At 32.3% G+C, this 23,910-nt stretch carries 17 protein-coding genes and 1 tRNA gene; 12 read left to right on the plus strand and 6 right to left on the minus strand.

Features of this window, described 5'->3' with window-relative positions:
• Positions 1-41: 41 nt before the first annotated feature.
• Entirely contained in the window at positions 42-341 is a 300-nt protein-coding gene (locus QVZ41_RS12290) for a thioredoxin family protein (protein WP_302884891.1), read from the plus strand.
• Here the strand turns inward: QVZ41_RS12290 and QVZ41_RS12295 are convergent.
• A complete protein-coding gene (locus tag QVZ41_RS12295) occupies positions 338-967 on the minus strand; it encodes a polysaccharide deacetylase family protein (protein ID WP_302884892.1) in 630 nt (209 codons plus the stop codon). The two genes, QVZ41_RS12290 and QVZ41_RS12295, sit on opposite strands and share 4 nt — an antisense overlap.
• Before the next feature lie 4 nt (positions 968-971).
• Positions 972-4,043: a glycosyltransferase family 117 protein gene (locus QVZ41_RS12300; protein ID WP_302884893.1), complete on the minus strand. Its 3,072-nt coding sequence runs from the start codon at positions 4,041-4,043 to the stop codon at positions 972-974.
• Positions 4,044-4,272: 229 nt separating this feature from the next.
• Between QVZ41_RS12300 and QVZ41_RS12305 the strand changes: the two genes are divergently transcribed.
• From QVZ41_RS12305 to QVZ41_RS12325, 5 genes are all read left to right on the plus strand, one after another.
• Positions 4,273-4,343, plus strand: a tRNA-Gln gene (locus tag QVZ41_RS12305).
• A gap of 194 nt (positions 4,344-4,537) precedes the next feature.
• Positions 4,538-5,002: a ribosome assembly cofactor RimP gene (rimP, locus tag QVZ41_RS12310; RefSeq protein WP_302884894.1), complete on the plus strand. Its 465-nt coding sequence runs from the start codon at positions 4,538-4,540 to the stop codon at positions 5,000-5,002.
• 9 nt (positions 5,003-5,011) lie between these two features.
• Positions 5,012-6,262, plus strand: a complete 1,251-nt coding sequence (gene nusA, locus QVZ41_RS12315) for a transcription termination factor NusA (RefSeq protein WP_302884895.1) — start codon at positions 5,012-5,014, stop codon at positions 6,260-6,262.
• A 60-nt stretch (positions 6,263-6,322) separates the two neighbouring features.
• Complete coding sequence (gene infB, locus QVZ41_RS12320; RefSeq protein WP_302884896.1) at positions 6,323-9,265, plus strand: translation initiation factor IF-2; 2,943 nt, start codon at positions 6,323-6,325, stop codon at positions 9,263-9,265.
• Positions 9,266-9,415: 150 nt separating this feature from the next.
• Positions 9,416-9,607, plus strand: coding sequence for a cold-shock protein (locus QVZ41_RS12325; RefSeq protein ID WP_073119422.1), 192 nt, complete (start codon positions 9,416-9,418; stop codon positions 9,605-9,607).
• Between the two features lie 496 nt (positions 9,608-10,103).
• Here the strand turns inward: QVZ41_RS12325 and QVZ41_RS12330 are convergent, their stop codons facing one another.
• On the minus strand, positions 10,104-10,877 hold the full coding sequence (locus QVZ41_RS12330) for a zinc ribbon domain-containing protein (RefSeq protein ID WP_302884897.1): 774 nt from the start codon (positions 10,875-10,877) through the stop codon (positions 10,104-10,106).
• Positions 10,878-10,882: 5 nt separating this feature from the next.
• Entirely contained in the window at positions 10,883-11,977 is a 1,095-nt protein-coding gene (locus QVZ41_RS12335; RefSeq protein ID WP_302884898.1) for a Nif3-like dinuclear metal center hexameric protein, read from the minus strand.
• Between the two features lie 88 nt (positions 11,978-12,065).
• Between QVZ41_RS12335 and lpxK the strand changes: the two genes are divergently transcribed.
• The gene (lpxK, locus tag QVZ41_RS12340) at positions 12,066-13,082 is read left to right on the plus strand and encodes a tetraacyldisaccharide 4'-kinase (RefSeq protein WP_338140804.1); all 1,017 of its coding nucleotides are present in this window, start codon (positions 12,066-12,068) and stop codon (positions 13,080-13,082) included.
• Here the strand turns inward: lpxK and QVZ41_RS12345 are convergent.
• Both QVZ41_RS12345 and QVZ41_RS12350 read right to left on the minus strand, forming a co-directional pair.
• On the minus strand, positions 13,079-13,501 hold the full coding sequence (locus tag QVZ41_RS12345) for a hypothetical protein (RefSeq protein WP_302884899.1): 423 nt from the start codon (positions 13,499-13,501) through the stop codon (positions 13,079-13,081). The two genes, lpxK and QVZ41_RS12345, sit on opposite strands and share 4 nt — an antisense overlap.
• A 72-nt stretch (positions 13,502-13,573) precedes the next feature.
• Positions 13,574-14,761: an AIR synthase related protein gene (locus tag QVZ41_RS12350; RefSeq protein WP_302884900.1), complete on the minus strand. Its 1,188-nt coding sequence runs from the start codon at positions 14,759-14,761 to the stop codon at positions 13,574-13,576.
• A 290-nt stretch (positions 14,762-15,051) separates the two neighbouring features.
• Between QVZ41_RS12350 and QVZ41_RS12355 the strand changes: the two genes are divergently transcribed.
• The 5 genes from QVZ41_RS12355 to QVZ41_RS12375 all read left to right on the plus strand — a co-directional run bounded on the left by QVZ41_RS12355 (position 15,052) and on the right by QVZ41_RS12375 (position 23,904).
• Complete coding sequence (locus QVZ41_RS12355) at positions 15,052-16,068, plus strand: glutamine synthetase beta-grasp domain-containing protein (protein ID WP_302884901.1); 1,017 nt, start codon at positions 15,052-15,054, stop codon at positions 16,066-16,068.
• A gap of 78 nt (positions 16,069-16,146) precedes the next feature.
• Positions 16,147-16,908, plus strand: coding sequence for a M90 family metallopeptidase (locus QVZ41_RS12360; RefSeq protein WP_338140805.1), 762 nt, complete (start codon positions 16,147-16,149; stop codon positions 16,906-16,908).
• A 79-nt stretch (positions 16,909-16,987) separates the two neighbouring features.
• Positions 16,988-18,640 (plus strand): FAD-dependent oxidoreductase, encoded by a 1,653-nt coding sequence (locus QVZ41_RS12365; protein ID WP_302884903.1) that lies wholly within the window; start codon positions 16,988-16,990, stop codon positions 18,638-18,640.
• Positions 18,641-19,202: 562 nt separating this feature from the next.
• A complete protein-coding gene (locus QVZ41_RS12370) occupies positions 19,203-22,247 on the plus strand; it encodes a SusC/RagA family TonB-linked outer membrane protein (RefSeq protein ID WP_302884904.1) in 3,045 nt (1,014 codons plus the stop codon).
• Positions 22,248-22,269: 22 nt separating this feature from the next.
• Positions 22,270-23,904, plus strand: coding sequence for a RagB/SusD family nutrient uptake outer membrane protein (locus QVZ41_RS12375; protein WP_302884905.1), 1,635 nt, complete (start codon positions 22,270-22,272; stop codon positions 23,902-23,904).
• The last annotated feature ends 6 nt before the right edge of the window (positions 23,905-23,910 follow it).

Here is a 23,910-nt window from a genome sequence, read left to right on the forward strand (position 1 = left end):
CATAACACAATACGTTTGTAGTAATTGTTAAACATTTAGATATGACTAAGTTTGGTGATTTAATCAATGTTGAGATTCCTGTTTTGATTGATTTTTATGCTCAATGGAGTGAGGAAGAGGAGGAGCCAACGGGTGCAGTTTTAAGAGATGTTGTTGCTGCTTTAGGAGATAAGGCTAAAGTGATAAAAATTGACATTCAAAAAAACGAAATTTTAGCAAATGCTTTAAAGGTTAAAGGGAATCCTACTTTTGTGATTTATAAAAACGGAGTCATGAAATGGAGACAATCTGGAGAGCAAGATGCTAATACTTTGATTACTTTGGTTCAACAGTACGTTTAAGGAATCGCTTTAAAAGAGTAGCCTTTTTTAGTTAATTCATTTAGGACTTTGGGAAGTGTTTCTTGAAGTCTAGGGAAAGCCTTTTCACTATCGTGAAAAACAACAATACTTCCATTTTTTACTTTTGATAGTACATTCTTAATACAGTCTTTGGCAGATAGATGTTTGTCAAAATCACCACTTAATACATCCCACATAATAATTTGATACCCTAGTTTTAGCAGTTTTCTAGATTGTTTAGGTGCAATTTTACCATAAGGAGGTCTAAATAATTTTTGTTCTTGTTTTGGAATATATTGCTCCGCTAGTAAAGTATTTTTAATATATTTTTCAGTATCGGTTTGCCAGCCTTTTAAATGGTTAAAAGTATGATTTCCAATTCTATGATTTTCATCAATAATTTGCTGAAAGACTTCGGGGTGTTTTTTAATGTTGTCACCAATACAAAAAAAAGTTGCTTTTGCTTGGTGGTTTTTTAATTGTGATAATACCCATGGAGTGATGTTGGGAATTGGTCCATCATCAAAAGTAAGATAGATTTCTTTTTGAGAAGTGCTAAAACTCCAAGTCCATTTATTAAAAATGGACTTGAAAATTTTAGCAGTTTTTATAGGATATAATCTCATATTGTTATTCAAAGAGATCTTCAAAAAGTTGGATGTGTTGCATAAATTCCTCTTCTACTTTCTTTTTATATTCTTCGTCTTTATCGTATTTATTAACGTCTGCAGCAATGGTTTGGTACATTTTAAATTGCGTTTCTACCTCTGAGAATAAATAGTTTAAGTCGTATTTATTGAATTGAGCAAAGTAAACCAATTGTTCTTGGAATACTTTTATTAATAAATCTGCAGATTTACGAGCTTTCTCAGGTTTGTTGATTAGATAATATTGTTCAGGAAATCCTAAACAAAGTCCATATTGCTGATATTCTTTAATAGGTAATTTGTTGTAGCTAAGATCTAGCATCTCTTCTGCTTTGTCTAGTTTTCCTTCATTGATAAGTGCTTCAACCAACCTCGAAATAGTGTTTCTATAACTGATAGAGTTTTTTCTAGATTCAACATCTAAATAAAAATCTTTACCACGATTTCCAAAGTTCCATTCTTTTACCTTTTCATATAGGTCATCGCTGTCAATTCTTCCCATACCAAAAATACCATATTCGTTTTTGGTTTTTATAGGGACCAATTTGTAAGCCATACCCTCAAGTTGTAAGTAATCCTTTAGCCAAATATATTCTTCATCAGCATTGGCACCACCAGTAAAATAAATAGGATGTTTCCAGTTGTTATTGGCAAGAATATCTAGCATTAAAATCCTGTTTTTTGTCAATCCACGATCGTCAACATCCATGTCCATATACTCCACAATACTATCAGCATCTTTTGGTTTAACGGTTCCATTTGCTAAGACTGTTTCTTTGTTAACGGTTAGTCGTAATTTATTGGTAGGGTAAAATTTTTCAAATTTACCTTCACTAATTTCAATGTAAGTTCTTTTATCTGATGAGCTAATCCACATCATAAAATCATCAATGTTCCATCGGTCTTGTACTTGTCCTGTGTGGTAGGCAACATCCAAACTACCATGTCTGTATTGTTTGTGTGTTAGTTGAGATGGAATTGGGTCTGATTCGTAAGCTTTACGTTTCATTTGATCGATATACCAATCGGTAGCCAATAAACTAGAGTTGATGATTTTAATATCAGTTCTGTATTTTTCAACCTCTTGTAAATACCAAAGCGGGAAGGTGTCATTATCTCCAATGGTAAATAAGATAGCATCTTTATCGCAAGAATCTAAATAAGCTTTTGCGTTAAAATAAGCAGTGTATCTGTTAGATCTATCATGATCGTCCCAGTTTTGAGAAGCCATTAACAGCGGAGAGGTTAATAAGCAGATAGAAGTAACTCCAATAGCAACTGCTTTTGTAGCTTTGTATTCGTTAATTTTTTCAATAATAGCATAGACTCCAAAACCTACCCACATGGCAAAAATGTAAAAAGATCCTACAATGGCGTAATCTCTTTCTCTTGGTTCAAATGGTTTCGGATTGGTGTAAAAAATAATGGCAAAACCTGTAAAAGCAAAGAATAAAAACAAGTTGTAAAAATTACGTTTGTCTTTACTTAGTTGATACATCAAGCCAATAATACCCAATAGAAAAGGAATTCCGTAATAGATGTTTCTTCCTTTGTTGTTTGCTACATCGCTAGGTAAGTTTGTTTGCGGTCCTACAAATATTTTATCAATAAAATTGATTCCAGTAATCCAGTTTCCGTTTAAAGGATCCATGTTTCCTTGGATGTCGTTTTGTTTTCCGATAAAATTCCAAAATAAATATCTAAAATACATGTATCCAAATTGGTATTCAGCCATGTATCTTAAGTTTTGAGCCATGGTTGGTCTGGCTTTGCTTTCTTTCGGAATACCTGCGATCATTTTATAGTTTTGCTCTAAACTAGGTACTACCATTCTAGGAATAAATCCTTTGTGTAAATCACTGGTTTTTTGTTGAGCGTTTTTATAATCGTTTACAATGATGTATTTACCGCTTTTTTCATCTTTCTCATATTTTGGTTTTACATCTTCCATAATGGGATTGCCATTGGCATCCATGGCAGGTTCTTTGTTGTATTTCTCAGAGTAATAAGTGTCATAAAAAATATTAGCATCACCATATTGTTCACGGTTGTAGTAAGCCAAAAGTTCTCTAGCAGATGAAGGATTGTTTTCGTTAATCATCGTATTGGCATTTGCTCTAATAGGTAACATTAACCAACAAGAAAAACCAATCATTACAAACATGATAGATAGTAAAGCTGTGTTTCCTAAATACAGGTTGTTTTTACGAGTGTGTTTTAATCCAAAATAAAATCCAACAATAATAAGGATTCCGGCAATAATAGTTCCTGTGTTGAAAGGAAGTCCTAGGTTGTTGATAAAGAATAGTTCCGAAGCACTGAAGAATAATAAAGTGTATGGAAATAAAAATTTAAAAATAAAAGCAAGAGTTCCAATTGCAATGGCATTTGCAATGATAAATGTTTTGATTGTGTATTTTTCGTAGTAGTGGTTTAAGTAAATAAATACCAAAGATGGAATTACTAATAAAGATAAGATATGTACTCCAAAAGAGAGTCCTATTATTAAGCAGATAAGGATTAACCATCTGTTGTTTCTAGGTTCTCCAAAAGATTTTTCCCATTTTAAACCTAACCAAAAAAGCAAAGCCATTAAGAAAGAAGACATGGCATATACTTCAGCCTCTACCGCGCTAAACCAAAAACTATCAGAAAAGGTATAAGTTAAACTTCCAACGGCAGCACTCCCTATAATTGCAATAATTTTATTGTTGTCAAGTGTGTTGTTTTTAATAGCAACTCTTTTAATAAGGTTGGTTAAAGACCAGAACATAAATAAAATGGTAAATGCACTTGCTAGGCCAGACATAAAGTTAACCATATAAGCTATATTACTTGCAGAAAAACTAAACATCGCAAAAAACGCTCCTAACATTTGAAATAAAGGTGCTCCTGGTGGGTGGCCTACTTCTAGTTTTACAGCTGTTGAGATATATTCTCCACAATCCCAAAAGCTAACAGTAGGTTCAAGAGTAAGTGTGTAAGTAATTAACGAGATAGCAAATACAACCCATCCTGTGATGATGTTCCATTTTTGATATGTTTTTTCTTCCATATTGTTTATTGAGAAACTAAAATTTTAGTCACAAATTTAAATAAATATAAATGCTGAAGACCTTTTAAGCAAAAAATGTTCCAATTAGTGGTGTGGTGTGAAAAATAATGAAACATTAAAATGTTGATTTTCAAACAGAAGATTATCGAGTGAAAAAAAAAGTGATTTTTTTTCAAAAAAAGTTTTGCAGAATTGTAGATGTGCTGTATATTTGCAACCGCTAACGCACTGTCCCATGGTGTAATGGTAACACAGCGGTTTTTGGTACCGTCGTTCAAGGTTCGAGTCCTTGTGGGACAACAAAAAAGTCTTAATCCTTTTGGTTTAAGACTTTTTTATTTAAAACGTATTTATTCCTTTGTATTGTCTAGGTTAACAAGAGATTTGTCTTTCGTATTAAAATCTTGTGAATCAATAAAAAACTCGTATATTTGCGTTGGAAATAATTGAAATCGATGAGTGGGGCTAATTAGCCCCACTTTTTATAGATATATATGGATAAAAAGAAAGTCGAAGGATACATTAACGAAGCACTACAAGAAAACGCTGAATTGTTTTTGGTAGAATTGGTTATTGAAGCTGAAAATAAAATTTCAGTCATCATAGATGGAGACAAAGGGGTGCCGTTAAGCGAATGTATTCGAGTAAGTAGAGCTGTAGAGGCGAATTTAGATAGAGACGAAGAAGATTTTAGTATTGAAGTTGCAACACCAGATATTGCGAAACCAATTGTGTTACAAAGACAATATATTAAAAATATAGGTAGAACTTTAAAAGTAACTACTGAAAACGAAAAACATGAAGGAGTACTTGAAGAAGTTACGGATACTGGTATCGTTTTAAGTTGGGAAACAAGAGAGCCTAAAGAAATTGGAAAAGGTAAAGTAACGGTTCGTAAATCAGTCGCTTTAACTTATGAAGAGATAAAAGAAACAAAAGTAAAAATATTATTTAGTTAAAATATTTAAATGGAGAATATAGATTTAATCAATTCATTTTCAGAATTTAAAGATGATAAGAACATTGACCGTGTAATGTTAATGTCTATTTTAGAAGAAGTTTTTAGAGCTGCATTGAAAAGAAAGTATGGTTCAGATGAAAATTTTGATATTATCGTTAACCCAGACAAAGGGGATTTAGAGATTTGGAGAAACCGTATTGTGGTAGCAGATGAAATGTCTGAAGATGATAATGAAGAAATTGAATTGTCTGAAGCAAGAAAAATTGAACCTGACTTTGAAATTGGAGAAGAAGTGTCAGAAGAAATTAAGTTACATCAATTAGGACGTAGAGCTATTTTAGCATTACGTCAAAATTTAATTTCTAAGTTATACGAGCACGACAGTACAAACTTGTATAAAAAGTTTAAAGAGTTAGAGGGGGATTTATATACTGCGGAAGTTCATCACATTAAGCATAATGCAGTTATCTTATTAGATGATGAAGGTAACGAGTTGGTATTGCCTAAGAGTGAGCAAATTCGTTCAGATTTCTTTAGAAAAGGTGATTCTGTTAGAGGAATTATTAAAACAGTAGAGTTAAGAGGTAATAAACCAGTGATTATATTGTCTAGAACCGCTCCAGAATTTTTAACAAAATTATTTGAACAAGAAATTCCTGAAGTTTTTGATGGTTTAATCACTATTGAAGGGGTAGCACGTATTCCTGGTGAAAAAGCTAAGATAGCTGTTGATTCTTATGATGATAGAATTGATCCAGTTGGAGCATGTGTTGGTATCAAAGGATCTAGAATTCACGGGATTGTTCGTGAGTTAGGAAATGAAAATATAGATGTAATTAATTACACAAAAAATATTCAATTATACATTTCTAGAGCATTAAGTCCTGCTAAAGTTGTAAAAATAGATATCTTTGAAGCCGAAGGAGACAAGAAAGCCAAAGCAGAGGTTTATTTAAAACCAGAAGAAGTATCAAAAGCAATTGGTAGAAATGGTGTAAATATTAGATTAGCCACTCAATTAACAGGTTACGAAATTGACGTGTTAAGAGAAGGAGCAGAAGATGATGAAGATGTAGAATTGACAGAATTTTCTGATGAAATAGAAGCATGGATTATTGACGAATTCAAAAGCATTGGTTTAGACACTGCAAAAAGTGTGATAGACAAAGATGTAGCTGAATTAGTGAGCAGAACCGATTTGGAAGAAGAAACCATTATTGAGGTTCAACGTATATTAAAAGAAGAATTTGATAGATAGGGTAGTCAGTAGCCTTTATTCAAAACATCTTCTTAAACAAAAAAATAGTAAAAATTATATATGTCTGTAAGCAAAACATTAAGGCTTAACAAAGTTTTACGAGAATTAAACATTTCGTTAGATAGGGCGGTAGAGCATCTTTCATCCAAAGGGATAGAAATAGAGGCTCGTCCTACCACAAAAATTTCTAATCAAGAGTATCAAATCTTATTAGACGGTTTTCAAACGGATGCCCAAAAGAAAGCTGATTCTAAAGAAGTAGGAGAAGAGAAAAGAAAAGAAAAAGAAGAGTTACGCATTGCTCAAGAAGAGAAAAAGCGTAGAGAAGAAGAGGAAAGAAACAAAGTTTTAAAGGCTAAGGCTGAGAAATTAGAGTTGAAAACTGTTGGTAAAATAGATTTAGAATCTAAACCAGCTCCTGTTCAAAAAGAAGAGCCACAAGCTCCAAAAGAAGAACCTGCTAAAACAGAAGAAAAACCTAAAGAGCCGGAAGTAATTAAAGCTAGCGCTCCTAAATTAGGAGGTCTTAAAATAGTTAAATCTGCTCCAGAAGTCATTAAAGAAACTCCGAGAGTAGAGGTTAAAGTAGAAAAAGAAGTCAAAAAAGAAGCTCCAAAACCAAAAACGGAAGCTCCAAAACCTACTGTTTCTAAGGAAACACCTTCACCAGCTGTTAACAAACCTGTTGCTAAAGAAAAAGCACCAGAGCCAAAAACAGCAACTCCTACTGCAACAACTAATGATCCTGAAGAAGGAGGAGAGCCAGAGGCTATTAAAACACAATACCAAAAACTTACAGGGCCAAGACTTACTGGGACTACTATTGACTTAAAGCAATTTGAAAGACCTAAAAAGAAAAAGCCAGATCCTAAAGTAGCTGCTAATGCTGCCAACGATGCTAAGAAAAAACGTAAAAGAATTGTAAAACCAGGAGCTCCTAATACGGGAAATCGTACTCAAGGAGGGCCAGGACAAGGAAATAGACCAGGGGGAGGACCAGGACAAAGAAATACTCAAGGTACAGGACCAAATAGAAGACCGGCTGGAGGACCAGGGCAAAGAGGAAGATTTGCTGCACCTGTTTCTAAAGAAGAGCCTACGGATGAAGAAGTACAAAGACAAGTACGTGAGACTTTAGAAAGATTACAAGGAAAGTCTAAAAAGAATAAAGGAGCTAAGTATCGTAGAGAAAAGCGTGACTTACACCGTCAACAAGCCGATGATGCACAAGCACAAGAAGCAGCGGATAGCAAGGTACTTAAAGTAACAGAATTTGTTACGGTAAGTGAGGTTGCAACCATGATGGACGTTCAGGTTACAGAAATTATTTCTGCATGTATGATGTTAGGAATGATGGTAACCATGAACCAACGTTTAGATGCTGAAACCATTAAAATTGTTGCTGAAGAATTTAACTATGATGTTGAGTTTGTAGGTGCTGAAGTTGAAGAAGCAGTTGCAGAAGATGCAGATAGTGAAGAAGATTTAGAAGATAGAGCTCCTATTATTACAATTATGGGACACGTAGATCACGGTAAAACTTCTTTGTTAGATTATATTCGTAAAGCAAATGTAATTGCTGGAGAATCTGGAGGAATTACCCAACATATTGGTGCGTATTCTGTGAAGATTGCTACAGGTCAAAAAATTGCATTTTTAGATACACCAGGTCACGAGGCCTTTACAGCAATGCGTGCTCGTGGTGCTCAAGTAACCGATATTGTTGTTATTGTAATTGCAGCGGATGATGATGTAATGCCTCAAACAAAAGAAGCTATTAGTCATGCACAGGCAGCAGGAGTACCAATTGTATTTGCATTAAACAAAATTGATAAACCAACCGCTAACCCAGATAATGTGAAGCAGCAATTAGCTAGCATGGATATGTTAGTTGAAGATTGGGGAGGAAAGTATCAATGTCAAGAAATTTCTGCTAAAACAGGTTTAGGAGTTGAAGAACTTTTAGAAAAAGTTGTATTAGAAGCTGATATTTTAGAATTAAAAGCAAATCCTAACAAACCAGCTGTAGGTACTGTTGTAGAAGCTCAGTTAGATAAAGGTAGAGGGTATGTTTCTACCATAATGGTTCAAGGAGGTACTTTAAAAATTGGTGACTATATTTTAGCAGGAAAACACTCTGGTAAAGTAAGAGCCATGTTTGATGAGAGAGGAAATACGATAGACGAAGCTCCTCCATCAACTCCAGTATCTATCTTAGGATTAGATGGAGCTCCACAAGCTGGAGATAAATTTAATGTATTTGAAGATGAAAGAGAAGCAAAGCAAATTGCATCAAAACGTTCTCAATTACAACGTGAACAATCTGTAAGAACTCAGAAAACACTTACGTTAGATGAAATTGGTCGTCGTATTGCTTTAGGAGACTTTAAAGAGTTAAATATTATTTTAAAAGGAGATGTAGATGGTTCTGTAGAAGCGTTAACAGATTCTTTCCAAAAACTATCTACTGAAGAAATTCAAGTAAATATTTTACATAAAGGAGTAGGGGCAATTACTGAGTCTGATGTATTATTAGCTTCAGCTTCGGATGCTATTATTGTTGGATTTAACGTAAGACCAGCGGGTAATGCTAGACAGGTTGCAGATACAGAAGAAGTTGACATTAGAACTTATTCTATTATTTATGATGCTATTAATGATCTTAAGGATGCAATGGAAGGTATGTTATCTCCAGACACTAAAGAAGAATTATTAGGTAATGTAGAAATTAGAGAAGTTTACAAAATTTCTAAAGTAGGTAATATTGCAGGATGTATGGTTGTTCAAGGTAAAATTACTAGAAACTCTAAAGTTAGAATTATTAGAGATAGTATAGTTGTTCACGATGGTGAATTGGCAGCTTTAAAACGTTTTAAAGATGATGTTAAGGAAGTAACCAAAGGTTATGATTGTGGTGTTCAGATTAAAAACTACAATGATATTGCCGTTGGAGACGTGATTGAATCTTACCAAATTGTAGAAGTAAAAAAGAAATTAAAATAATTTCTAATTGATATAAATATAAGCCCATCCTAATCAGGATGGGCTTTTTTATTGAATTTCAGTTTGTTAATTATAAATAAATATTAAGATTTGTGGTGTATTTTATTTAAATAATACTATGTTTGTCCTTTATTTAAATATTATTACAAAGTGAAAAAAGGTACAGTAAAGTTCTTTAATGAATCAAAAGGATTTGGATTTATTATTGACGATGAAACAAAACAAGATTATTTCGTGCATATCTCAGGATTGATTGATGAAGTTCGTGAAGGAGATGCAGTAGAGTTCGACTTAAAAGAAGGTAGAAAAGGATTAAACGCAGTAGACGTTAAAGCTTTATAATATACTCTTTTTAAAGAAAATGAAACCCGCTTAAACCATATAAGTGGGTTTTTTTATGCCTATTTTTACGGGGTTGTAAATATTATTTTTTTCTAGATGCTCTCATAACAATCTTTGTAGTTAAAAATAATTTGATTTAGCATCATACATTTAATTTTTTAATGGACTTGTTTTTAATTTTATTTTTTACAAAAAAAATAAAGCCCTGGGCTAGTGCTGAAATGCTAATTCAATGATTAGTATGTAAATGACAGTATATATATCAAAAACATTAATTGTGCAATCCAAAAGCTTATAAATTCTGGAGATCCGTTTATGTTGCTTAGAGTCGTTTTATTCATGACATTGGTGTTTTTAAATTTCAATATCAAAAGTACTTAATGAATGCTGTTTGATTCTTTTTTTTTAGTTGAATGGTTTTTTACTGTAGATGATTCGACATAAAAAAAAGAGCATCTGTACAGATGCTCTTTTATATCATGATAAAATTATTTTTCTATTTGATAATAGATGATAATTTTTCTCTTTCTTCTTCCGCCAATGCAGCATCAACTAAAATACGACCTGAGTATTCATCAATGGTGATTTTTTTGCGACTTGCAATTTCTATTTGAACCTGAGGAGGAATAGTAAAATAAGATCCACCAGCAGCACCTCTTTCAATAGCTACAACTGCTAAACCGTTTACAACACTCTTTCTAATTCTTTTATAAGCAACTAGTAAATGATCGTCTATTTTGTCTGCCATTTGCTCTGAAAGTTTGCTCAACTTATTTTGCTCATTCTCAGTTTCTTTTAAAATTGCATCTAACTCAGATTTTTTATGATCTAAATGCGCTTGTTGAGAGTTTAACTTTTCAGTAGTCTTAGCGATAATTTCTTTTTTATGCTCAATTTTAGCATATGCTTCCTTAATTCTTTTTTCAGCCAATTCAATTTCTAATTCTTGAAATTCAGCTTCTTTGGTTAAAGAATCAAATTCTCTGTTGTTACGAACTGATTTTTGTTGCTCAGTGTATTTTTTTACCAATTCTTTGGATTCAACAATACTTAATTTTCTGTTAGCAATTTCAGTTTCAAAAGCTGCAACGTCTTGGTTTAATTTTTCTATACGAGTTGATAACCCAGTAATTTCACTGTCTAAATCTTCAATCTCTAGTGGTAACTCTCCTTGAACACTTTTGATTTCATCAATTCTAGAGTCGATTAATTGTAAATTGTATAAAGCTCTTAACTTGTCTTCTACAGATACTTCTTGTTTAGTTGCCATAATAACTATGAGTAATATATTGGGTTTGTACTTTTATCCGATAAAATGATTGCAAAATTACGAAATTTTTCTTTAAGATAATCAACTAATAGATTTTTTGTAAACTGCTCACTTTCGTAGTGCCCAATATCGGTAATTAATATTTTTCCTTCTGCTTTATAGAACTCATGATACTTAAAATCTGCAGTAATATAAGCATCTGCTCCTTTACTAATTGCAGCATTAATTCCGAAACTTCCAGAACCACCTAGCACTGCTACTTTTTTTATTTCCTTATTTAAAGGAGCAGAATGTCTAATACACTCTGTATTCATTTTAAGTTTTACATAACGTAAAAAATCGCTAACTTCCATGGCATCTTTTAATTCACCAATCATTCCAATACCTATATGTTGATTGTTGTTTTCTAAAGTAGTAATTTCATAAGCGACCTCTTCGTAAGGATGTGTTTTAAGTAAGGTTTTAATGACTTTACTTTCTAAATGCTTAGGAAATGTCATTCCAATTTGTGTTTCTTTTTCTTTAGAGGTAATTCCTTTGGTTCCTATTACAGGATTAGAATTTTCATTTCCATTAAAAGTTCCTATTCCATTGATGTTAAAACTACATTCCTTATAATTTCCAATGGCTCCAGCACCTACTTCAAAAAGCGCTTCTCTAACACTATCGGCATTGTTTATGGGTACAAAAGTCACTAATTTTTTTATGGTTCCTTTTTGAGGGATTAATACTGACTTATTTTGGAGTTGTAGTACATCGCACATTTTAGCACTAACACCATTAAAACAGTTATCTAAGGCTGTGTGCGTAGCATAAATAGCAATGTCATGCTTAATGGCTTTCATCACTACTCTCTCTACATAATTATTTCCGTTAAATTTTTTAAGTCCACTAAAAATAATAGGATGAAAGCTAACAATCAAATTGCATTTTTTTTCAATGGCTTCGTCAATGGTTTGTTCTAGAGTATCTAAAGTAACCAAGACCCCTTTAACTTCGGTATTGTAATTACCTACTAACAAACCTACATTGTCAAAATCTTCAGCATAGCTTAAAGGAGCTAAGTTTTCTATATAATTCGTAATTTCTTTAATCTTCATATTCAAAAATACAGATTTTGTTCTATTTGTTGTTTCTAGAATGGAATTGTTTTAGTTTTGAAACCACTAGTTAACTTATAGCAAACAAATGAATTTCATTACGATATTAAGAATTTTACTTTTACCATTTTCAATTTTGTATGGAATTATTGTGTCTATAAGAAACTTATTATATGATTGCAGAATTTTAACCTCTACTTCTTTTGATATTCCTATTATTACGGTTGGGAATTTAAGTGTTGGGGGAACAGGAAAAACGCCACAAATAGAATATTTGGTTCGTTTGTTACAAGATGATTCACAAGTAGCGGTGTTGAGTAGAGGCTATAAAAGGAAATCAGAAGGATTTGTATTGGCTAATGAAAATACGACGGTTGAAGCATTAGGAGATGAACCTTTTCAATATCATCAAAAATTTTCTAAGATTGATGTTGCCGTCAATGGTGATAGGGTCGCTGGTGTAAAACAATTAATGATATTAAAACCTAAGACAAATTTAATTTTGTTAGATGATGCTTATCAGCACAGAAGAATAAAAGCAGGATACCAGATATTATTAACTTCTTATTCTGATTTGTATTATAAAGATTTTATGATGCCTACGGGTAATTTACGTGAGTTGTGGTGGGGTAAGAACAGAGCTGATGTGATTGTGGTAACCAAGTGTCCTTCAGATTTATCTAAAGAAGATCAAGAAAAAATTACAGCTAAAATACATCCATCACCTTCACAAAAAGTGTTTTTTAGTAGCATTGCCTATTCCCCAATTTTAAAAGGATATAAAGAAATTAAGCTAAAGGAATTACAGAATCAGAAAATAGTATTGGTTACAGGAATTGCAAAACCATCACCATTACTTTCTTATTTAAAAAATCAGGAAATTCAGTTTGAACATTTAAAGTTTCCAGATCATCATAATTTTACTGTTGATGAAATCAATAAAATTCAACAAAAAGGAAAAGAATCAATAATTTTAACCACGGAAAAAGATTATGTTCGTTTAGAGAAGGATATCAAAAAACTCTTATACATTCCTATTGAAACCGTTTTTCTAAATAATAAAACTGCTTTTGATAAGGAAGTTTTAGCTTTTGTAAAGCGTTAATTTTGAGTTCTATCTTGAGCGGTTGTATTGATAAAATGTGGTGTAATGGTTTTGTTTTCTTCATCAACTTGTAAGAAAGCAGTTCCTAAATCTCCGCTATTCCATTTAGCATATTCCTCAGAATCACCAGCGATGTAACATTTTAAATAATGATCATCTAATAAGTCTTCTATATTTCTAATGCTTAGATTTTTAGTTTTTTTTAGGGCTCTAGATACTTGAAAATAACTTTCTTTGGTAATGGCATTTAAGATGGCTAAAGCGTAATTGTCTCCATTTTGATGTGTAAAAATGGCATCGTTTTCATAGTGCGTTCTATACTCTAATATTTCAACTTGCTCAAAAGCAACATTCGGTTCGTCTAATATGGCAATTTTACTAAGGGTATTATTGATGTAGTTTTCTACTTCTGTTTTCATTGTGTAATTAGATTTATATAAAAAAAGCTATCTAAATACATAGATAGCTTTTTAAATTTATAAGGTGTTTTATTAGTAGTTAAAGATTCCAAATTCACTAGAAATTTCTAAAGATTTGGTTCCTTCTGTTTTAGGATTTTCTACACGACCAATAATTTTTGCATTTACATTAAAGCTTTTAGAAATAGCAATAATATCACTAGCAATTTCAGCAGGTACATAAACTTCCATTCTGTGTCCCATATTAAATACTTGGTACATTTCTTTCCAATCTGTACCAGAATTTTCTTGTATCAATTTAAATAAAGGTGGTACCTCAAACATGTTGTCTTTTACAATGTGTAAGTTTTCTACAAAGTGTAAAATTTTAGTTTGTGCTCCTCCAGAACAGTGCACCATTCCATGAATTTGTTCAGGTGTATATTTTTCCAATATTGCTTTGATAATAGGAGCATAAGTTCTTGTTGGAGATAATACCAATTTACCAGCATCAATAGGAGAATTTTCTACAGCATCTGTCAATTTTGTGTTTCCAGAATACACTAATTCTTCAGGTACTGCAGCATCATAACTTTCAGGATATTTTTCAGCTAAATATTTGTGAAAAACATCATGTCTTGCAGAAGTCAATCCGTTAGATCCCATTCCACCATTGTATCCTTTTTCATAAGAAGCTTGACCAAAAGATTCTAATCCTACAATTACATCCCCTGGTTTTATGTTGGCATTGTTTACAACGTCACTACGTTTCATACGAGCGGTTACAGTAGAATCTACAATAATGGTTCTTACCAAATCACCCACATCAGCAGTTTCTCCACCTGTAGAATGAATTTTAACTCCGAAAGTTGCCAATTCGGCTAACAATTCTTCGGTACCGTTAATAATTTCAGAAATCACTGCTCCAGGAATTAAATTTTTATTTCTTCCAATGGTTGATGATAACATAATATTATCTGTGGCACCTACACATAACAAATCATCAATATTCATGATTAAAGCATCTTGTGCAATTCCTTTCCAAACAGAAGTGTCTCCTGTTTCTTTCCAGTACATATAAGCCAAAGAAGATTTAGTTCCCGCCCCATCAGCATGCATAATCAAACAATAATCTTCATCGTTTGTTAAGTAATCAGGAACAATTTTACAGAATGCCTTAGGGAATAATCCTTTATCTACATTTTTAATTGCGTTGTGTACATCTTCTTTAGAAGCTGATACTCCACGTTGGCTATATCTTTTACTTACTTCAGAACTCATATGATAGTTTGTTGTTTTTAATGGTGGTGCAAATTTAGTTATTTGATTTTTATCTACTGTCAAAAAAAGCAATAAGGTTTAAAACTGCTAAAAATCAGCTTTATTTGTGGTTTAACACAATAGTGATATTTTGATATTGTTAATTTTACACATGATTTTTTACGAATTAGGGAAAAATAAATATTCTACGTAAAAATACGTAGTATTTCAATTGTGCGTTCGAATAATTATTTTATATTTGCTTTCGTTAAGATAAAAAAAGAAACTTTTATTAAATATAATATTTTATTATGGCTAAAATTAAATTAGAGTATATCTGGTTAGATGGTTACTTTCCAACTCAAAACTTAAGAAGTAAAACTAAAGTTGAGGAGCATGAAAACTTCCAAGGAACTTTAGAAGAAATCGGAAATTGGTCTTTTGATGGTTCATCTACTAAACAAGCTGAAGGAGGTTCTTCTGACTGTGTATTAGTACCTGTTGCTATTTATCCAGATCCTGCAAGAATCAACGGATGGTTAGTAATGACTGAAGTTTACAATGCTGATGGAACTCCACACGAGTCTAACGGACGAGCTACGATTGATGATGATAATGATGATTTCTGGTTTGGATTTGAGCAAGAATACTTTATCATGGATACTGAAACTGACTTACCATTAGGATTCCCAAGAGGAGGATACCCTAAGCCACAGGGTATGTATTACTGTTCAGTTGGAGGTAGAAATACTCATGGTCGTGATTTAGTTGAAGAGCATGCTGATTTATGTATTGAAGCTGGATTGAACTTTGAAGGAATTAACCAAGAGGTTGCTTCTGGACAATGGGAATTCCAATTATTTGCAAAAGGAGCTAAGAAAGCCGGTGATGAAATTTGGATTGCAAGATATTTATTAGACCGTTTAACTGAAGGTCGTGGAATGTACATTGAGTACCACCCTAAGCCATTAGGAGATACTGACTGGAACGGGTCTGGAATGCACGCTAACTTCTCTAACTCTGTATTAAGAACTTGTGGTTCTAAAGAAAAGTATGCTGAAATTTGTGAAGCTTTCCGTCCTTTCGTAAAAGAACACATTGAAGTATATGGAGAGTTTAACGAACAACGTTTAACTGGTAAGCACGAAACTGCGTCTATCAACCAATTCTCTTGGGGAGTTTCAGATAGAGGTGCATCTATCCGTATTCCAATTATCGCTGTAGAAAAAGGATACAAAGGATGGTTAGAAGACCGTCGTCCTGCTTCAAACGGAGACCCATATAAAATTGCTGCTCGTATTATCAAAACGGTTAAAACTGTTGCATAATTACCAGCCTTATAATATTTTAAAAGCCCTGCATTTTGCAGGGCTTTTTTTGTGATAAATAGTTATTTTTAAAAAATGATGATTGCAATAATAGTTACTATAATTTTGGTGATGGGTATTTATAGTTACCAAAAAGACAAACCGAATAAGAAAGCAATAATTCCGGTTGATTTAGAGGAAATATTAGAGTCTAATGTTTTGTTTTATCAAAAACTTGAAAAAAAAGAGAAAGAACTTTTTAGAGTAAAGGTTAAAACATTTTTAAAAGAGGTTTATATAGATGCAGTTGGTTTTGAGTTAGAAACTCTAGATATTGTATTGGTAGCAGCAAGTGCAATTATTCCTGTTTTTTATTTTGATACATGGCAATACCGTAATTTGTCTTCGGTAATCATATATCCAGACAACTTTAATTCAGACTTAATGTATCGAGGCGACAATCGTGTAGTAGCAGGGATGATAGGATCTGGTAGGTATGAAAATCAAATGATTTTATCTCGAAAAGCTTTGCATCATGGATTTAAAAATAATACAGACAAAAGTAATACGGCCATACATGAATTTGTTCATTTAATTGATAAATCGGATGGAATTGTAGATGGAGTTCCTAGTGCTTTGTTGACTAATGCTTATGTGATTCCTTGGTTAAAATTAATTCACCAAGAAATGGAAAGCATTAATAATGATACTTCAGATATTAGAGGTTATGGAGGAACCAATCAACAAGAGTTTTTTGCTGTGGCTGCTGAATATTTTTTTGAACGTCCAGATTTATTAAAACGCAAGCATCCTGAACTTTTTAAAATGATGGAAATGTGTTTTTGTAACACCAAAAAATAAACATATTTTTTTATAAGTGACCTTTGTTACCAATAGGTTTGTTGGCTCTAGATATCTTTATTTTATCAAATTAGGTAATATGAGATTTAGAATTATAGTAATAGGAGGTTTGTCAGCAGGTCCTTCTGCAGCAGCCAAAGCGAGAAGACAAAATGAGCATGCAGATATTAAATTATTCGAGAAATGTAAAAACATCAGTTACGCCACTTGTGGAATTCCTTATGCTTTGTCAGGAGTTATAAAAACAAGAGAAAAACTGCTTGTTGTAGAAGCAAATTTATTAAGAGAAAGGTTTAATATTGATGTACATTTAGAAGAAAAAGTTATAGATATTCTTCCTTTAGAACACAAAGTCATCACTACCAAAGGTGAATATTTTTATGATAAACTAATTTATACAGTAGGAGCTAAAACAGTTATTCCTCCTATTAAAAATATTGAAAAAGCCTTCAACTGGTCTGCTTGTAGAACATTAGAAGATTTTGATAAAATCACTCAAAAAGGAGTACTTGATAAAGCAAATCATGTGACTATAATGGGAGCAGGTTTGATAGGTGTCGAGGTTGTTGAAAACTTAGTAGAATTAGGCAAAAAAGTTACCTTAATTGAAGGAGGTGATGGAGTTTTACCCATGTGGGAAAATAAATTTAGAAAGTTTGCTCAAAATACTTTAGAGGCTCATGGCGTAGAAGTCATTACAAATACTTTTGTCAAAGAATTTAATGTAGAACAAAATAAAATAGTTTCTATTCCTACTCCTTTAAAAGAAATCAAAACAGATTTTGTAATTATGAGTGTAGGAATTAAACCCAACACAGAAATGTTAACTAGCAAGGGAGCTACGCACGTAAGAAATGGAGCGTTAAAAGTGAACGAAAAAATGGAAACTTCTTTGCCAGATATATATGCAGCGGGAGATTGTGCTAGTATTAAAAACACTTTAACCAATGAGCATGATTATTTGCCTCTAGGTACCCATTCTAACAAAGGAGGGAGAACTGCAGGAGCTAATGCAGCAGGAGGTAAAGAACTGTTTAAAGGAGGTTATAAAACAGCTATCATTCAAGTTTTTGAAAATACTTTAGGAAGAACTGGATTAAATCCAGAGTTTATGATAAAAAATGACATAGATTTTAAAACCAATCTTGTTATTGCTGGAGCGACTCCTAGTTATTATCCAAATCAAAAAGATATTATTATAGAAACGTATTATGCTCCGCATACAGGTAAAATATTAGGCTGCGAAGCTTTTGGCGAACATGGTGTTGATAAACGAATTGATGTAATGAGTACTGCTATTTATGCAGGATTAAGCATTCAAGATTTGTCAAATTTAGATCTGGCTTATGCACCACCTTTCTCACCGGCTAAAGATCCTATAGTAGTTACTGGTTTTGTAAGTTCAAATGCTTATAAAGGAGGTTATGATGAAATTAGTGTTAATCATTTATATGATTTACTAATAAATGATTTGGAAGATAATTATCAAGTGGTAGATGTAAGAAACAAAGAAGAAATAGAGAAAACTTATATGATTCCAAAAGCAATTCATGTTGAATTAGACTCTATTAGGACTCAAGAATTATTAAATTTAGATAAGAATAAACCAACCATTGTTTATTGTGCCAAGGGAATAAGAGGTTATTTGTCTTATTTATTGTTAAAAGATAAAGGGTTTAATAATGTAAAAAACTTATCAGGAGGTTTTAACGTTTGGGACAAATTATATTAAAGAGAATTTAAAGTTAAATTTTACAAAAAACCACAACATTAATGTTGTGGTTTTTTGTTGTCTTTTTAAAAATATCTTACAGGATAAAAATTTTATTAGATGTTGGAATTATTTTAATACTCTTGAATTTTAAACTTTTAAACCGTTAATTTTTTTCTAGGAGGTAGAAAAAACTTTTATATTGTTAGTTGATTTTAAAATTGGAAGCCATTCAATTTAAAAGATGTTTGTTTAAAATATTGAGAAGCTACATCTTTTTTTGTGGATTCAAAATTACTAAAAATTAAGGCTTCAGTCATGGAGTTTAAATTCAAATAGATAGAGAAATCTATCATCTTTTATATAATAAAAAAACAAAGACTTGATGTGAACTAAATATTGTAGAAACTGTTTAAAAACAGTTGTTTACGATTATGGTTCCATGCTTTTGAAGTCTCAGTCCATTTAAAAGGAAGTTTTCAGAATTAGTTTTACAACAAGCGAATAACAATTTTGGTTATTAAAACCTTAACGAATTGTTATGAAGTAAAACATAATTAATTATTAACTAAACAAATTAAAAATGGAGAAACTTAAACTTTTATTATTAGCCTTAGTGCTATGTTTAACCACAACTTCATGGTCACAGGAAAAAGTGACGGGAGTTATAACAGACGCATATAGCATGCCTATACCTGGAGCCAATGTTATTATCAAAGGTACCTCCAAAGGAACCATTACAGATTTTGATGGTAATTATGAGTTGATGGTTAACAAAGGAGAAATTTTAGAAATATCTTATATAGGTTACAAAACAAAGGAGATTACCTATAATGGAGAGTCTAAATTAAATGCAACTTTAGAAGAAACAAATACCCAGTTAGATGAAGTTGTTGTTGTTGGGTACGGTAAAGTAAAAAGAAAAGACGTTACTGGGGCTGTTGCTTCAATGAACTCTGAAGCTTTAGAAAAAACAAACAAAGTAGATGCTGTTTCAGCATTACAAGGACAAGCACCAGGGGTGGTAATTCAACGTACAGACAACAAGCCTGGTTCAGGAGGATTTAATATTCGTATTCGTGGAGCTAGTACTATTAACTCCAATGATTCCAATGGTTTTAATCCTGGTCAAAACCCATTGTTTATTGTTGATGGAATTTTTGTTGATGACATTTCTTTTTTAAATCCAGCAGATATAGAAAGAATGGATGTTCTTAAAGATGCCTCTGCTACGGCAATTTATGGGTCAAGAGGTAGTAGTGGTGTTGTTCTGATTGAAACTAAAAAAGGGAAATCAGGGAAACTTAAAATTAACTACAGTAATTATGTAGGGTTTAAACAAGCTTATCATTTGCCACCAATGTTTAATGCAAATCAATACGTACAATTTGTAAAAGAAGCAGCTGTAGGAAATGAGTTTTCTAAAACAAATGGAGATCTTAATTACAGAAGTGAAGATGTGGTGTTATCAGATTACTTTGATTCTGAAGAGCTACAAAATATAGCTGATGGAGTTGATACAGATTGGATAGATCTTATTCTTCACAATGGTTTTCAAACCAATCATACTCTTAATTTAACAGGAGGAACAGATCAAACTAATTATGCATTAGGTTTGGCTTATACGTCTGATGAAGGTAATGTTAAAGGAGAAGATTTTGAAAGATATAATATTAGAGGGACTATTAGTAGTGATCTTACTAAATGGTTAAATGTTAGTACCAATAGTTATATAACCGTTGCTACTCAAAACGCGGGTAGTTTTGAGGCTTTAAGAAGCGCTTATCGATTAAAACCTATAGGTTCTGCATACAACGATGATGGATCATTAAAATTCTTTCCCATAGCTAAAGAAACTCAGATTTCTAATCCCCTATTTGAATCAGACAATATTACCAAAGAAACCAAGTATTTGCAATACATAGGAAATTTTGCTGTAAAACTTACACCTATTGAAGGGCTTACTGTTACGTCTAAATTTTCTCCAAACATTAAATACTCTAGGTATGGAGAGTACCGTGGATTGTATTCTAAATCCGTAAATGCTAATCCAGCTAACAGAAGAGCTCAGGTAGACAACTCTAACTATTATTCATATTCTTGGGATAATATTTTTAATTATAAATTAGAAAAAGGGATTCATACTTTAGATATTACTGGGGTTTTCTCAAGATTTATGGAGCAAAAAGAAATGTATTCAGCTCAGGTAAGAAACTTTACAACAGATGATTATTTATTTTACAACCAAGGAGCTGGTTTAAATATTAATAATGTATCAAGTTCATTCTCAAAACAAACGTTAGAGTCTTATACTGCAAGGGTTAATTATGGTTTGATGGATAAATATTTATTAACTGTTACAGGTAGATATGATGGAGCTTCAGTTTTATCAGATAAAAACAAATGGGCGTTTTTCCCTTCTATAGCCTTGGCTTGGAAAATGGATGAAGAGGATTTTATGCAATCACAAAATGTTTTAACTACTTCTAAAGTTAGATTAAGTTACGGACAAACAGGAAATAACGGTCAAGGAGGTGGATTATCACCATTAGGTTCTCAATCTTTGTTAGGTTCTAGTGCTACTTATATAAATGATTCAGCTTTGTCAACAGCCTATATTACTGGTTTGGCAAATGAAAATTTAACTTGGGAAAGAACAACAGAATTAAATTTAGGTTTTGATTTTGGATTCTTAAACAATAGAATTAATGGATCAATTGATGTTTATAACAGAAAAAACACAGATATTATTTTTCAACTACCATTACAATTAGTGACAGGGTATGACAATACTTATAAAAATATTGGAGAGTCCTCAAATAAAGGAATTGAAATTGGTTTGAACTCAACCAACATCAATACAGGTGATTTTAAATGGACCACCAACTTAAATTTTGCCTCAAATAAAAACAATTTAGATAAGTTATATAATAATGTTGAGGAAATTAATTTTAATGTAAGTGGAACAAACCTTATTCATAAAGTAGGAGAATCTATAGGTTCTATATATGATTATGAATTTGTTGGTATTTGGCAACTTGATGAGGCTGCCGAAGCTGCTTCATATGGTCAACGTCCAGGTCAAGTAAGAGTAAAAGATATTAATAACGATGGTCAAATTACGCCAGAAGATAGAAAAGTAATCGGTCAAGTAACTCCTAAATGGACAGGAGGAATTACCAACACTTTTGATTATAAAGATTTCGATTTTTCATTCTTTGTTAATATTAGTCAAGGAAACAAGATGATGAGTAATTTTCATAACAGTATGTATGCCTATGATAATGAACCTTCACAAGCATTTAATGGGTATGATACAGATTACTGGACCCCAACAAATCCAACAAACAATTGGTATCAGCCAGGAAATGGAGGAACTTATCAAGGAGCTATTAAGTATAAAGATATTTCTTTTGTAAAAGTTGGATACATGACTTTAGGTTACTCTATTCCATCAAAATTATTAGAGAAATTTAAAATAGGAAGTTTAAGATTCTATACGACGGTTCAAAACCCTTTCATTTTTACAGATTATGATGGTTGGGATCCTGAGAATGCAGGAAGAAACCAATGGGGAGCAGCATTTATGTCACGCACATATATGGCAGGACTTAACTTAAACTTTTAATCATTAATTAAAATTTAGAAAGATGAAATATATTAATAAAACAATATTTACCATTCTTCTTGCAGCAGGGGCAATCAGTTCAAGTTGTGAAAGTTATCTTGAAGAAGAAAATTATACAGCAGTATCATTAGAGTCTGCAAATAAAAGTTCAGATATTTTTGACCAATTGGTAGGGTCAGTATATGAAAGAGCTAGAGAAACCACTACATATTACCAACCAGAAATGATGTATGCGTTAGAAGATGTAGGAACAGACATTGTAACAAGAGGTGCTATTTTATCAGGAACAGATCCAATTAATGACTATGTTAACTTTAACTCAACAAACAATGTTGTAAGAGTATATTGGGGAAATCAATATAAAGTAATAGCATCAGCAAATTTGGCTATAGACAATGCCGTTAATATTCAAGGTTTAGAAGAGTCTGCAAAAAATACTGGTATTGGAGAAGCAAAATTTTTTAGAGCTTTGAGTTACTTTAATTTAGTAGAGAATTTTGGAGGAGTCCCTTTAATTATAAATCAAGTAACTCCTGCCGATACAGAGATTAAGTATTCTCGTAGTACAGAAGAACAAGTCTATACTCAAATATTAAAAGACCTTAATGAGGCTTTATTGGCAGTAGATGAAACTCCTGATGATTATGGAAGAGTTTCTAAAGACGCAGTAAGACATATTATGTCTAAAGTTTTATTAACAAGAGCTTATAAATCATTTGCAGATGTTAATGACTTTACTGAAGCGGCAGCTTTGGCAGAAACTGTGATTGCTAACCATGATTTGGTTGCTACTTTTCCAGATTTGATTGATATCAATAATCAACGAAACTCAGAAGTTGTTTTTTCTTATTTATTTGGTAGTGATCCTGTAAGTAGAGGATGGGGGAACTCAAGACATCAGTTATATAAGTTTGATTACTTTAATTATCCAGGAATGACTAGAGGTAATAAAGGTATTGGACCAGCTCCAACTCCATTTTTTTATTCATTGTTTGGCGAAGATGACGAAAGAGCAGAAGCAACCTATAGAAGAGCTATTTATGCTGAAAAAAATTATGTTAAAAATATAGCAGGGACAGATGTAACTGTAGTTGCAGGTGATACAGCTATTTATTTTCCTAAAACAGCTTGGTCTCAAACCGCTATTGATGCAGCACGTTATAAGGTTATCAATCCAGGTACCTATTTTGAAAACGATGGGATTACATCTGTTCACTATCCAATGTTTAAAAAGTTTGATGATCCATCAACTCCTTTTGCATATACAGATCAAGAGTCAGCAGGACAAAGAGATATGGTGATGATGAGAAGTGGAGAAGCTTATTTAATTGCAGCAGAAGCTTATTTAGGAGCATCAAACCCAACAACAGCAGCAGCGAGATTAACTACATTAAGAGCCAGAGCTGGTTTAACTACTCCAGTACTTCCAACAGAAGTTACCCTTGATTTTATTTTAGATGAAAGAGCTAGAGAACTGGTTGGAGAAGTAAATAGATGGATGGACTTAAAAAGAACAGGAAAATTGATAGAAAGAACACTGATGCATAATCCACATGCTAAGTTTAATAATGCATTAAATGCTAAAAACCTATTAAGACCAATTCCTCAAGTTGAAATTGACAATTCTGGAGGAAATATTACACAGAACCCAATTTAGCATAAA

Source organism: Wenyingzhuangia gilva, assembly GCF_030519655.1.
Classification (GTDB): Bacteria; Bacteroidota; Bacteroidia; order Flavobacteriales; family Flavobacteriaceae; genus Wenyingzhuangia; species Wenyingzhuangia gilva.